General features: G+C 69.7%; 13 protein-coding genes and 1 pseudogene. 10 read left to right on the forward strand and 4 right to left on the reverse strand.

What is annotated here, in order from left to right:
* Positions 1–186 precede the first annotated feature (186 nt).
* Both ACYSUO_RS42080 and ACYSUO_RS42085 read left to right on the forward strand, forming a co-directional pair.
* Positions 187–522, forward strand: a complete 336-nt coding sequence (locus ACYSUO_RS42080; protein ID WP_426904252.1) for a hypothetical protein — start codon at positions 187–189, stop codon at positions 520–522.
* Positions 523–615: 93 nt separating this feature from the next.
* On the forward strand, positions 616–1,710 hold the full coding sequence (locus ACYSUO_RS42085) for an amidohydrolase family protein (protein WP_461781486.1): 1,095 nt from the start codon (positions 616–618) through the stop codon (positions 1,708–1,710).
* Positions 1,711–1,943: 233 nt separating this feature from the next.
* Here ACYSUO_RS42085 and ACYSUO_RS42090 read toward each other — a convergent pair whose 3' ends face one another.
* The 4 genes and pseudogenes from ACYSUO_RS42090 to ACYSUO_RS42105 form a co-directional block, all read right to left on the reverse strand.
* Positions 1,944–2,939 (reverse strand): COX15/CtaA family protein, encoded by a 996-nt coding sequence (locus ACYSUO_RS42090; protein WP_461781487.1) that lies wholly within the window; start codon positions 2,937–2,939, stop codon positions 1,944–1,946.
* A 97-nt stretch (positions 2,940–3,036) separates the two neighbouring features.
* A complete protein-coding gene (locus ACYSUO_RS42095; protein ID WP_266720891.1) occupies positions 3,037–3,825 on the reverse strand; it encodes an ABC transporter permease in 789 nt (262 codons plus the stop codon).
* A complete protein-coding gene (locus ACYSUO_RS42100) occupies positions 3,822–4,745 on the reverse strand; it encodes an ABC transporter ATP-binding protein (protein WP_461781488.1) in 924 nt (307 codons plus the stop codon). The genes ACYSUO_RS42095 and ACYSUO_RS42100 overlap by 4 nt, the downstream gene beginning before the upstream one ends.
* A 66-nt stretch (positions 4,746–4,811) precedes the next feature.
* Positions 4,812–5,602: pseudogene (locus ACYSUO_RS42105) on the reverse strand (AAC(3) family N-acetyltransferase).
* Positions 5,603–5,841: 239 nt separating this feature from the next.
* On the opposite strand from ACYSUO_RS42105, the gene ACYSUO_RS42110 reads away from it, so the two are divergent.
* From ACYSUO_RS42110 to ACYSUO_RS42145, 8 genes are all read left to right on the forward strand, one after another.
* Positions 5,842–6,564 (forward strand): helix-turn-helix transcriptional regulator, encoded by a 723-nt coding sequence (locus tag ACYSUO_RS42110; protein WP_461781489.1) that lies wholly within the window; start codon positions 5,842–5,844, stop codon positions 6,562–6,564.
* Entirely contained in the window at positions 6,561–7,985 is a 1,425-nt protein-coding gene (sufB, locus tag ACYSUO_RS42115) for a Fe-S cluster assembly protein SufB (protein WP_426904258.1), read from the forward strand. The genes ACYSUO_RS42110 and sufB overlap by 4 nt, the downstream gene beginning before the upstream one ends.
* Positions 7,986–8,061: 76 nt before the next feature.
* Positions 8,062–9,243 (forward strand): Fe-S cluster assembly protein SufD, encoded by a 1,182-nt coding sequence (gene sufD / locus ACYSUO_RS42120; RefSeq protein ID WP_461781490.1) that lies wholly within the window; start codon positions 8,062–8,064, stop codon positions 9,241–9,243.
* On the forward strand, positions 9,243–9,572 hold the full coding sequence (locus tag ACYSUO_RS42125; protein WP_461781491.1) for a bifunctional 3-phenylpropionate/cinnamic acid dioxygenase ferredoxin subunit: 330 nt from the start codon (positions 9,243–9,245) through the stop codon (positions 9,570–9,572). The genes sufD and ACYSUO_RS42125 overlap by 1 nt, the downstream gene beginning before the upstream one ends.
* A gap of 7 nt (positions 9,573–9,579) precedes the next feature.
* Positions 9,580–10,344 (forward strand): Fe-S cluster assembly ATPase SufC, encoded by a 765-nt coding sequence (gene sufC / locus ACYSUO_RS42130; RefSeq protein ID WP_266720902.1) that lies wholly within the window; start codon positions 9,580–9,582, stop codon positions 10,342–10,344.
* Positions 10,341–11,597 carry a cysteine desulfurase gene (locus ACYSUO_RS42135; RefSeq protein WP_461781492.1) on the forward strand — a complete coding sequence of 419 codons (1,257 nt, stop codon included), beginning with the start codon at positions 10,341–10,343 and terminating at the stop codon, positions 11,595–11,597. The genes sufC and ACYSUO_RS42135 overlap by 4 nt, the downstream gene beginning before the upstream one ends.
* A 12-nt stretch (positions 11,598–11,609) precedes the next feature.
* Positions 11,610–12,068: a Fe-S cluster assembly sulfur transfer protein SufU gene (sufU, locus tag ACYSUO_RS42140; protein WP_266720906.1), complete on the forward strand. Its 459-nt coding sequence runs from the start codon at positions 11,610–11,612 to the stop codon at positions 12,066–12,068.
* Positions 12,065–12,403 (forward strand): metal-sulfur cluster assembly factor, encoded by a 339-nt coding sequence (locus tag ACYSUO_RS42145; protein WP_266720908.1) that lies wholly within the window; start codon positions 12,065–12,067, stop codon positions 12,401–12,403. Before sufU ends, ACYSUO_RS42145 begins: the two co-directional genes overlap by 4 nt.
* Positions 12,404–12,556 lie beyond the last annotated feature (153 nt).

Consider the following 12,556-nt stretch of genomic DNA (forward strand, 5'->3'; position numbering starts at 1 on the left):
GTAGGCTCTGGTTTTGGGGGTTGTCCCCCGGGCCCACAACCTCGTTGCGGGTGGTGTTGGGGGCTAGGGGGTTGTTGCGGTCGGGGGGCCCCCCCCACCCCCCCGCCCCGGCCGGGGGGGGGGGGGGCCCCCGCCCCCCCACCCCACTTATCGCTTGTTTGACTACTCGTCGGTAGCATCCTGTCCATGGCAGAGACTCAGACGATTGAGGCGCCCCGCAAGGCAGCCAAGGACGAGCGCCGGGCGGCCCGGCTGGCCCAGCAGATCGGCGCGTTCGCCAAGGCGCACGGCGGCGCCGAGGGACAGCTCGCGTACATCGGTGAACACGGCACCCGCATCGTGCTCGTCGGCGAGGACGGCGGCTGGGGTGACCTGGTGGCGTCGACGTACGAGGTCGCGCAGAAGGCCGTCGAGAAGGCGGGCATCACCGTCCACGAGGACTTCGACGGCGACTTCGCGGCCAAGGTCGAGACGGGCCCGTACGAATGGAAGCGGATGGCGGGCATCCAGCTCGGCGGCTGAATCGGGCGTTTGTGCGGGGCCGACGTCGAGCAACACCAGGCGCCCGTTCACCCGTTAGGACTGTAGGAGCACGGTCCACATACGGGAGCCCGGATGATCGAAACGCCGTCCCTCGTGGATCAGTACTGCCATGGGGTGCTGCGTACGGAGCTGGGCCTCGGCACCTTCGAGGCCCATCTCGGCCGGGGTGAGGGGCCGCCCGCTCCCGGCACCACCTTCTTCGACACCCAGACCGGGTTCGCGGTGCGCCGCTGGTGCCCGCCGCTGCTCGGTCTGGAACCCCACTGTCCGCCCGCCCGCTATCTGGCCAGGCGCCGCGAACTCGGCGTCGTCGAGGCGGGGCGCAGGCTGCTGCGCGGCAGCGGCATCACCACGTATCTCGTGGACACGGGGCTCGCCGACGATCTGACCGGGCCCGCCGAGCTGGCCTCCGCCGCCCAGAGCGAGGCCCACGAGATCATCCGCCTCGAACTCCTCGCGGAGCAGGTCGCGGACACCTCGGGGACCGTCGACTCCTTCCTCGCCAACCTCGCCGAATCGGTGCACGCCGCGGCCTCCGGCGCGGTCGCCTTCACCTCGATCGCCGGCGTACGCCACGGGCTCGCGCTCGCCCCGGAGCCGCCGGGGCCCGGAGAGGTGCGTGGCGCGGCGGGGCGGTGGCTGGCGGGGCGGCAGGTCGGCGGCGCTCTCAGGGACCCGGTGCTGCTGCGGCACCTGCTGTGGATCGCCGTCGCGTCGGGGCGCCCGCTGCAACTGCGCTGGGGGCACCTCGACCACACGGACCCGGTGGCGCTCGCCGAGTTCGCCCGCGCCACGGCGGGGCTCGGCACGGACGTGGTGCTGCTGCACGGCTACCCGTACCACCGCCACGCGGCGCACCTGGCGGGCGTCTTCCCGCACGTCTACGCGGACCTGGGTCCCGCGCTCGCCCGTACGGGGGCGCGGGCGGCGGGGCTGCTCGCGGAGTTCCTGGAGCTGGCGCCGTTCGGGAAGCTGCTGTTCTCGACCGGCGCGCAGGGGCTGCCCGAGCTGCATGTCGTGGGCGCGCGGCTGTTCCGGCAGGCGCTCGGGCGGGTGCTCGGGGAGTGGGTCGCCGAGGGAGCGTGGTCGCTGAGCGACGCGCAGCGGGTCGCCGGGATGATCGCGTCCGGGACGGCGCGGAGGGTGTACGGGCTCGGGCCCTTCTGACGGATCAGGCTGGATGCGGGTGGCCGTGCATGTTCGGTGCTGGCGAGCGGGGTCTGGTGCGTGCAGCTGCAAGGCGGAGGAGGGCGTCAACGCGGAGCGTTGGCAACCGACGACAACGCGGCAGATGTGCGTGCCAGGGCACGCGACTCCAGCAAGATCCGTCAGAAGGGCCCGAGGGGCCGCCTGAGCGTTCCCGGGCCCGTACGAGGCGTCAGACCAACCCGTACGGGGCGTCAGACCGCCGAGAGTTCCTGGTCCGACTTCGACAGGAGGTCCGGCTCCGCCACCGGGCGTTCGCGCAGCGAGAGCACCACGCGCAGCACCCCGATCCACACCAGCGCCGAGCCCAGCATGTGCAGGCCGACCAGGATCTCCGGCAGGTCCGTGAAGTACTGGACGTAGCCGATGATCCCCTGCGCGAGCAGGATCAGGAACAGGTCGCGGGTGCGGTGCAGCGGGCCCTTGGGGGCGTCGACCGCCTTCAGGACGAACCACAGCGCGAAGGTCAGCGTCACCACGATCCAGGCGAGGACCGCGTGCACCTTCGAGACCGTCTCCCAGTCGAGCGGCATCCGGTGGACGTCGCTGGAGTCGCCCGCGTGCGGGCCCGCGCCGGTCACCACCGTGCCGACGAGGATCAGCAGCGCGGCCGCCGCGACCAGGGCCCAGACCAGCTGCTTGATGGCCTTGCCGACCAGCGGGCGCGGCTCGGCGTCGCCCTCACGGGTGCGCTGCCACATCACGACGGCGACGGTCAGCAGGGTGGTGGTCAGGACGAAGTGGGCCGCCACCGTGTACGGGTTGAGGCCGACCAGGACGACGATGCCGCCGAGCACCGCGTTGCCCATCACGATCCAGAACTGGGCCCAGCCCAGCCGGGTCAGCGGACGCCGCCACGGCTTCTGCGAACGCGCGGCGATGATCGCCCAGCCGACCGCGGCGCACAGCACGTAGGTGAGCATGCGGTTGCCGAACTCGATGGCTCCGTGGAAGCCCATCTCGCTCGTCGCGGTCAGCGACTGGTCGGTGCACTTGGGCCAGGTCGGGCAGCCGAGGCCCGAGCCGGTCAGGCGCACGGCGCCGCCGGTGCAGACGATGAGCACCGTCATGACGACGGCGGACATGGCCGCGCGCTGGACGGTCCGCTGAGTGGGAGTCCAGTACTCGGCGATGAAGGCGAGCGGATTGCGCAGCGCCCGCGCGGCGTCGGTGGGGGTCAGCTTTGGCACGGGCCCATCGTAGGCGGCTGCTTGTGCACGGCTTCACGAGGGGGACGTAACTGCGCCAACTGTGACGGGGGTTACGTCCCTTTGCGTATCCGGCGGCTCACTCCCAGCGGAAGAAGCGCCCCGCCGCGCCCAGCCCCACGACCGCCCAGACGGCCAGGATCCCCAGGTCGCCCCACGGCATCGCGGCGCCGTGCTGGAGCACGTCCCGCAGGCCGTCGGAGAGCGCCGAGATGGGCAGCAGGCCGAGGACCGACTGCGCCGCGTCGGGGAACTTGTCGAGCGGCACGATGACGCCGCCGCCGACCAGGAGGAGCAGAAAGACGAGGTTCGCCGCGGCCAGCGTCGCCTCCGCCTTGAGCGTGCCCGCCATGAGGAGACCGAGACCGGAGAACGCCGCCGTGCCGAGCACCAGGAGGAGCAGAACGGCGAACGGGTTCCCGTGCGGGGACCAGCCCAGCGCGAACGCGATGACCGTGAGGAGGACGACCTGGAGCACCTCGGTGACCAGGACCGAAAGCGTCTTCGCCGTCATCAGACCCCAGCGGGGGAGCGGGGACGCGCCCAGGCGCTTCAACACCCCGTAGCGCCGCTCGAAACCGGTGGCGATGGCCTGCCCGGTGAAGGCGGTGGACATCACGGCGAGCGCGAGGATGCCGGGGGCCAGGAAGTCGACGGCCTTGCCGGAGCCCGTGTCGACGATGTCGACGGCCGAGAACAGGACCAGCAGCAGCGTCGGGATGACGACCGTGAGCAGCAGCTGCTCGCCGTTGCGCAGCAGCATCTTCGTCTCGAGCGCGGCCTGTGTCGCGATCATGCGGGGGAGCGGGGCGGCTCCGGGGCTCGGTGCGTACGTACCGGTGCCGCGCTGGGTCTCGGTGGCGCTCATCCGCGCAGCTCCTTGCCGGTCAATTCGAGGAAGACGTCTTCGAGGGTGTGCCGCTCGACGGAGATCTTCTCCGGCATCACGCCGTGCTGGGCGCACCAGGAGGTGACCGTCGCGAGGAGCTGGGGGTCGACCTTGCCGCTGACCCGGTAGGAGCCGGGGGTGAGCTCGGCGGCCGCGGCGTCGGCGGGCAGGGCCTTGAGGAGCGAGGCCACGTCGAGCCCCGGCCGCCCGGAGAAGCGGAGCGTGTTCTCGGCGCCGCCCTTGCACAGCTGTTCCGGGGAGCCCTGCGTGATGACCTTGCCGGCGTCGACGATCGCCACGTCGTCGGCGAGCTGTTCCGCCTCGTCCATGTAGTGCGTGGTGAGGATGACGGAGACGCCGTCGGCGCGCAGGTCCCGCACCAGGTCCCAGGTGGCGTGCCGGGCCTGCGGGTCGAGGCCCGCGGTCGGCTCGTCGAGGAAGACCAGCTCGGGCCGGCCCACGACGGCCATGGCGAGCGCGAGCCGCTGTTGCTGGCCGCCGGACAGCCGCCGGTAGGTGGTGCGGCCGCAACTGCCGAGTCCCAGGCGCTCGATGAGGGCGTTCACATCGAGCGGACGGGCGTGCAGCTTGGCGATGTGGCGGAGCATCTCGTCGGCGCGGGCGCCGGAGTAGACGCCGCCGGACTGCAGCATGACGCCGATCCGGGGGCGCAGCGCGGAGGCCTGCTTGACCGGGTCGAGGCCGAGGACGCGGACGGTGCCGGAGTCCGGCCTGCGGTAGCCCTCGCAGGTCTCGATCGTGGTGGTCTTGCCCGCGCCGTTGGGGCCGAGGACGGCCGTGATGCCGGGGGCCGCCGTGAGGTCGAGGCCGTCGACCGCGGTCTTGGATCCGTACCGCTTCACCAGACCGGTGATGTGGACGACTGGCTCACTTCGCATGGTGGGCAAGTCTAGGGACGCGGCGCGGCTCCCGGACGCGCGGGGCACAAGTACGCGAAACACCCTTCAGGGAGCGGCGGGGCGGTGCGCGGGGAGCCACTTCTCCGCGTACGCCACGGCGTCCGCGAGCGGGAAGAGGCGGGCCTCGGCGGCGCCGACCCGGCCGCGGACGACCGGGGTGTCGCGTTCGAAGGCGGTGCCCAGCTCGTCGAACCGGTCGGAGTCGATCGCCACCTCGCGCACGTGTTCCCAGCCGTGGGGCCCCGGCCTCCCGGCGTCCTCGTGGCCGGCCGGGACGCGGTACTCGGCCAGGTGGAAGGCCGTGCACGCCTCGTATCCGGCGCCCAGCAGCAGTACGCGCGCGTGCTGCTCCTCCAGGCGCGCCAGCGGGCTCTGCTTGCCGAGCCGGCAGTCGGCCGCGTGCCCCTCGGTCACCGCGGCGGCGCGCGGTCCGAGCGCCGCGAAGGACGTCTGCGGGTGCGCGCTGCGCAGGGCCCCCGGCCAGGTCCGTACGGCCTCCGGGACGACGCCGACACCGCGCGTGGGCGTGGTCGCCGGGTCGTACGCGGGCATGGTCGCCCGGATGGTCTCCCACCACTCGCGCGGGACCGGCGGGCGGCTCCACTCGGCCGGGTCCGAGAGGTCCGCGGACTGTGTCGGTACGACGAGGGTGCCCTCGGTGCCGAGCGCGTCGAGGAGGGCGCGGACGACCGCGACCGCTCCGCCGTTCACCCAGCCGAGGCTGCTGAGGGAGGTGTGGACGAGGAGCGTGTCGCCGGTCGGACGCCGAGTGCCCTCAAATCCGCCGCGAGGGACGCCTGCGTGACGAGTGGGCCGGTCGGGAGGGGTGTGGGCATGGAGCGAGTGTCCTCGCGGGGGTGTTCGGACGCCACGGAATTAGTCGGCGGCCAGTCGGTGGCGGCCCTTCGCGCATGCGCGGCCCGGCGGGCGGTCCGACCTGCGTTTCGATCGATCAAAGATCGTTTCCGCAGGTCACGGCGCGTGTCGACTTAGGTTTACCTAAGTGATGTACGGCACCGGGCGGCGATCACCGCCGCGCTTGTCAGGGTCTGAGGAATTACGCAACAATGGCGTTGTGAAAAACGTTGGCGAGGCCTCTGAGGAGCTCACGACCGGAGAGCGGTCCACCCGCAACCGTGTCGCGCGCTCCATCCTGGACCACGGCCCGTCCACCGTCGCCGAGCTGGCAGTGCGCCTCGGCCTCACTCAGGCCGCCGTACGCCGCCACCTCGACGCACTTGGAGCGGACAAGGTCGTGGAGCCCAGGGACCAGCGTGTCTACGGGGCCCGCACCCGCGGTCGCCCCGCCAAGGTGTTCGCGCTGACCGACTGCGGCCGGGACGCCTTCGACCAGTCCTACGACAAGCTCGCCGCGGAAGCGCTCCGCTGGATCAAGGAGCAGGCCGGCGGCGACGAGGCGCTCGTCTCCTTCGCCCGTGCACGGATCGCCGCACAGGCAGGTCCGTACAAGGCGGCGATCGAGGCGGCGGCCCCCGAGGAGCGCGCCCAGGCCCTGGCGAGGGCCTTGAGCGCGGACGGGTACGCTGCTACGGCGCGTAGCGCACCGGTCGGTGAGCAGCTCTGCCAGCACCACTGCCCAGTCGCCCACGTGGCCGAGCAGTTCCCGCAGCTGTGCGAGGCGGAGACGGAAATGTTCTCCCAGCTGCTCGGTACTCACGTACAGCGACTGGCCACCATCGCCCATGGCGACGGGGTCTGCACGACGTTCATCCCCAAGAACACCCCCAACACGACCACCAACGCATCTGCAAGCACGGCCGGGAGGAACCCCGCATGACTCTCCCCATCGAGGAGACTGCCCACCCTGAGCTCGACGGCCTGGGCAAGTACGAATACGGCTGGGCGGACTCCGACGCGGCCGGCGCCTCTGCCAAGCGCGGTATCAACGAGGACGTCGTCAAGGACATCTCCGCCAAGAAGTCCGAGCCGGAGTGGATGACCAAGCTGCGCCTCAAGGGCCTGAAGCTGTTCGGCAAGAAGCCCATGCCGAACTGGGGCTCGGACCTGTCGGGCATCGACTTCGACAACATCAAGTACTTCGTGCGCTCCACGGAGAAGCAGGCGGAGTCCTGGGAGGACCTGCCCGAGGACATCAAGAACACGTACGACAAGCTCGGCATCCCCGAGGCGGAGAAGCAGCGCCTCGTCGCCGGTGTCGCGGCCCAGTACGAGTCCGAGGTCGTGTACCACCAGATCCGTGAGGACCTGGAGGAGCAGGGTGTCATCTTCATGGACACCGACACGGCCCTCAAGGAGCACCCGGAGCTCTTCAAGGAGTACTTCGGGACCGTCATCCCGGCCGGCGACAACAAGTTCGCCGCGCTGAACACCGCCGTGTGGTCGGGTGGCTCCTTCATCTACGTGCCGAAGGGCGTGCACGTGGAGATCCCGCTCCAGGCCTACTTCCGTATCAACACGGAGAACATGGGCCAGTTCGAGCGGACGCTGATCATCGTCGACGAGGACGCCTACGTCCACTACGTCGAGGGCTGCACCGCGCCGATCTACAAGTCGGACTCGCTGCACTCCGCGGTCGTCGAGATCATCGTCAAGAAGGGCGCCCGCTGCCGCTACACGACCATCCAGAACTGGTCGAACAACGTCTACAACCTGGTCACCAAGCGCGCCGTGGCGTACGAGGGCGCGACCATGGAGTGGATCGACGGCAACATCGGCTCCAAGGTCACCATGAAGTACCCGGCCGTCTACCTGATGGGCGAGCACGCCAAGGGTGAGACGCTGTCGATCGCCTTCGCGGGCGAGGGCCAGCACCAGGACGCCGGTTCCAAGATGGTCCACATGGCGCCGAACACGTCGTCCAACATCGTCTCGAAGTCCGTGGCACGCGGCGGTGGCCGCACCTCCTACCGCGGTCTCGTCGAGATCGGCGAGGGTGCCCCGGGCTCGAAGTCGAACGTGCTGTGCGACGCGCTGCTCGTCGACACGATCTCGCGCTCCGACACGTACCCGTACGTCGACGTCCGCGAGGACGACGTGTCCATGGGTCACGAGGCGACCGTCTCGCGTGTCTCCGAGGACCAGCTCTTCTACCTGATGAGCCGCGGTCTGAGCGAGTTCGAGGCCATGGCGATGATCGTGCGCGGCTTCGTCGAGCCGATCGCCAAGGAGCTGCCCATGGAGTACGCGCTCGAGCTCAACCGGCTGATCGAGCTCCAGATGGAGGGCGCGGTCGGTTAAGACCCCTTAAGGGTCGCCAACTGCCGCTCCCATCAAGCCACTTACGTACGTAACGAAAGCGAGCACTACGACAGCCATGGCTGAGGCTCAGAACATCCCGGCGGGGTCGACGACCACCGGAAACATCGCGGTCGCCGCCGAGTCGACCGTCGCCACGCGCATGAGCGCGCCCCCCTCCTACGACGTGCAGAACTTCGCGGTCCCGCACGGCCGTGAGGAGGAGTGGCGGTTCACGCCGCTGGAGCGGCTGCGCGGGCTGCACGACGGCACCGCCACCGCGACCGGCACCGGCGTGAAGGTCGACGTCCAGGCCCCGGCCGGCGTCACCGTCGAGTCGGTGGGCCGCGACGACGCCCGCGTCGGCAAGGCCGGCAAGCCCGTCGACCGGGTCGCCGCGCAGGCGTACTCCGCGTTCGAGCAGGCGTCGGTCGTCTCCGTGCCCAAGGAGACCGTCCTCGACGAGCCGATCCGGATCGCCGTGCACGGCGAGGGCGGCGTCGCCTACGGCCACCAGGTCATCGAGCTGGGTGCCTTCGCCGAGGCCGTCGTCGTCATCGACCACACCGGTGACGCGGTGCTCGCCGCCAACGTCGACTTCCTGCTCGGCGACGGCGCGAAGCTCACCGTCGTGTCCGTGCAGGACTGGGACGACAAGGCCGTCCACGTGGCGCAGCACAACGCGCTCGTCGGCCGCGACGCCACCTTCAAGTCGGTCGTCGTCACCTTCGGCGGCGACGTCGTCCGCCTGCACCCGCGCGTGAACTACGCGTCCACGGGCGGCGAGGCCGAGCTCTTCGGCCTGTACTTCACGGACGCGGGCCAGCACCAGGAGCACCGCCTCCTGGTCGACCACGCCACCCCGCACTGCAAGTCCAACGTCGTCTACAAGGGCGCGCTCCAGGGCGACGACGCGCACGCCGTGTGGATCGGTGACGTCCTCATCGAGGCCGCCGCCGAGGGCACGGACACGTACGAGCTGAACCGCAACCTGGTCCTCACGGACGGCGCGCGGGTCGACTCGGTGCCGAACCTCGAGATCGAGACCGGCGAGATCGTCGGCGCGGGCCACGCCTCGGCGACCGGCCGTTTCGACGACGAGCAGCTCTTCTACCTGATGGCCCGCGGCATCCCCGCCGACGAGGCGCGCCGCCTCGTCGTCGGCGGCTTCTTCGCCGAGCTGGTCCAGCAGATCGGTGTCCCGGACATCGAGGAGCGTCTGCTCGAGAAGATCGCGGCCGAGCTGGAGGCGACGGTCTGATGGCCTTCGTCCGCGCCTGTGACCTCAGCGAGCTGGAGAGCGACACCCCCCTGCGGGTCGAGCTCGACGGCACGCCGGTCTCGGTCGTCCGCACCGAGGGCGAGGTGTACGCGATCAACGACATCTGCTCGCACGCGAACGTCTCCCTCTCCGAGGGCGAGGTGGAGGACTGCCAGATCGAGTGCTGGCTGCACGGCTCCGCCTTCGACCTGCGCACCGGCAAGCCGTCCGGCCTTCCCGCCACGCGCCCCGTCCCCGTATACCCCGTACAGATCGAAGGGGGCAACGTCCTCGTCGACGTCACCGCCTCCCTCACCCAGGAGTCCTGAGACACCCATGGCTACGCTTGAAATCCGAGACCTGCACGTCACCGTCGAGGCCGACAACGCCACGAAGGAGATCCTCAAGGGCGTCGACCTCACCGTGAAGCAGGGCGAGACGCACGCCATCATGGGCCCGAACGGCTCCGGCAAGTCGACCCTCGCCTACTCCATCGCGGGTCACCCCAAGTACACGATCACGCAGGGCACCGTCACCCTCGACGGCGAGGACGTCCTCGAGATGTCCGTCGACGAGCGCGCCCGCGCCGGCATGTTCCTCGCCATGCAGTACCCGGTCGAGGTCCCCGGCGTCTCCGTCTCCAACTTCCTGCGCTCCTCGGCCACAGCGATCCGCGGCGAGGCCCCGAAGCTGCGCACGTGGGTGAAGGAGGTCAAGGGCGCGATGGAGACCCTCCAGATGGACCCGGCCTTCGCCGAGCGCAACGTGAACGAGGGCTTCTCCGGCGGTGAGAAGAAGCGCCACGAGATCCTCCAGATGGAGCTCCTCAAGCCGAAGATCGCGATCCTCGACGAGACCGACTCCGGCCTCGACGTCGACGCCCTTCGCCAGGTCTCGGACGGCGTCAACCGCGTCCGCGAGACCGGCGAGGTCGGCACGCTGCTGATCACGCACTACACGCGCATCCTGCGCTACATCAAGCCGGACTTCGTGCACGTCTTCTCGGCGGGCCGCATCGTCGAGTCCGGCGGCCCCGAGCTGGCCGACACCCTCGAGGCCGAGGGCTACGAGAAGTACACGAAGGGTGGCGTATCCGCGTGACACAGCTGCCGGGCCTCCTCGACACCGAGGCGATCCGCAAGGACTTCCCGATCCTCGACCGGGTGCTCCACGGTGACAAGAAGCTCGTGTACCTGGACAACGCGGCGACCTCGCAGACGCCGCGCCAGGTCCTCGACGCCATCGACGAGTACTACACACAGCACAACGCGAACGTCCACCGCGGCGTCCACGTGCTCGCCGAGGAGGCCACGGCGCTGTACGAGGGCGCGCGCGACAAGGTCGCCGCGTTCATCAACGCGCCGAGCCGCGACGAGGTCGTCTTCACGAAGAACGCCTCGGAGTCGCTCAACCTCGTTGCCAACATGCTGGGTTGGGCCGACGAGCCGTACAAGGTCGATCACGACACCGAGATCGTGATCACGGAGATGGAGCACCACTCCAACATCGTTCCGTGGCAGCTGCTCGCGCAGCGCACCGGCGCGAAGCTGAAGTGGTTCGGTCTCACCGACGACGGCCGTCTCGACCTGAGCAACATCGACGAGATCATCACCGAGAAGACGAAGATCGTCTCCTTCGTGCTCGTGTCGAACATCCTCGGCACCCACAACCCGGTCGAGGCCATCGTGCGCCGCGCCCAGGAAGTCGGCGCCCTGGTCTGCATCGACGCCTCGCAGGCCGCTCCGCACATGCCGCTCGACGTGCAGGCCCTGCAGGCCGACTTCGTCGCCTTCACCGGCCACAAGATGTGCGGCCCGACCGGCATCGGCGTGCTGTGGGGCCGGCAGGAGCTCCTCGAGGACCTGCCGCCGTTCCTCGGCGGCGGCGAGATGATCGAGACCGTGTCGATGCACTCGTCGACGTACGCTCCGGCGCCGCACAAGTTCGAGGCCGGTACGCCGCCGATCTCGCAGGCCATCGCCCTCGGCGCGGCGATCGACTACCTGAACTCGATCGGCATGGACAAGATCCTCGCCCACGAGCACGCGCTCACCGAGTACGCGGTCAAGCGTCTCCAGGAAGTCCCCGACCTGAGGATCATCGGCCCGACCACGGCCGAGGAGCGCGGCGCGGCGATCTCCTTCACGCTCGGCGACATCCACCCGCACGACGTGGGCCAGGTTCTCGACGAGCAGGGCATCGCGGTCCGGGTCGGCCACCACTGCGCGCGGCCGGTCTGCCTGCGGTACGGAATTCCTGCGACCACGCGAGCGTCGTTCTATCTGTACTCCACGCCCGGCGAGATCGACGCTCTGGTCGACGGCCTGGAGCACGTACGGAACTTCTTCGGTTAAGGGCTGGGGACAGTGAAGCTGGATTCGATGTACCAGGAAGTCATCCTGGACCACTACAAGCACCCGCACGGCCGGGGCTTGCGGGACGGCGACGCCGAGGTGCACCACGTCAACCCGACGTGCGGCGACGAGATCACGCTCCGCGTGAAGTACGACGGCGAGAAGATCGCGGATGTGTCGTACGAGGGCCAGGGCTGCTCCATCAGCCAGGCCTCGGCGTCCGTCCTCAACGACCTTCTGGTCGGCAAGGAACTGTCGGACGCGCGGAAGATCCAGGCGACGTTCCTGGAGCTGATGCAGTCCAAGGGGCAGCTGGAGCCGGACGACGACATGGAGGAGATCCTGGAGGACGCGGTCGCGTTCGCCGGAGTCTCCAAGTACCCGGCCCGAGTCAAGTGCGCCCTCCTGAGCTGGATGGCGTGGAAGGACGCGACGGCGCAGGCTTTCGCGGAGGAGGCGAAGACCGCATGAGTGACAGCACGGCAGTGGAAATGAAGCCGGCCTCCGAGGAGGAGGTCCGCGAGGCGCTGTACGACGTCGTCGACCCCGAGCTGGGCATCGACGTCGTCAACCTGGGCCTGATCTACGGCATCCACGTCGACGACGCGAACATCGCGACGATCGACATGACGCTGACGTCGGCGGCCTGTCCGCTCACCGACGTCATCGAGGACCAGGCCAAGTCCGCGACCGACGGCATCGTCAACGAGCTGCGGATCAACTGGGTCTGGATGCCGCCGTGGGGCCCGGACAAGATCACGGACGACGGCCGCGAGCAGCTGAGGGCGCTCGGCTTCAACGTGTGAGCAGTTCAAGCCCCGCCGGCGGTTTTTGGGCGGGGGGCGGGGGCGAGCCCCCCCCCCCCCCCCCCCAAAACCAGGGGGGGGGTTTTTAAGCCAAACCGTTATTTAACAACTACAAAATGGCTAACGGCTGCTGGGCCCATAGGGATAGCGTGG

The organism is Streptomyces sp. UC4497 (genome assembly GCF_054871485.1).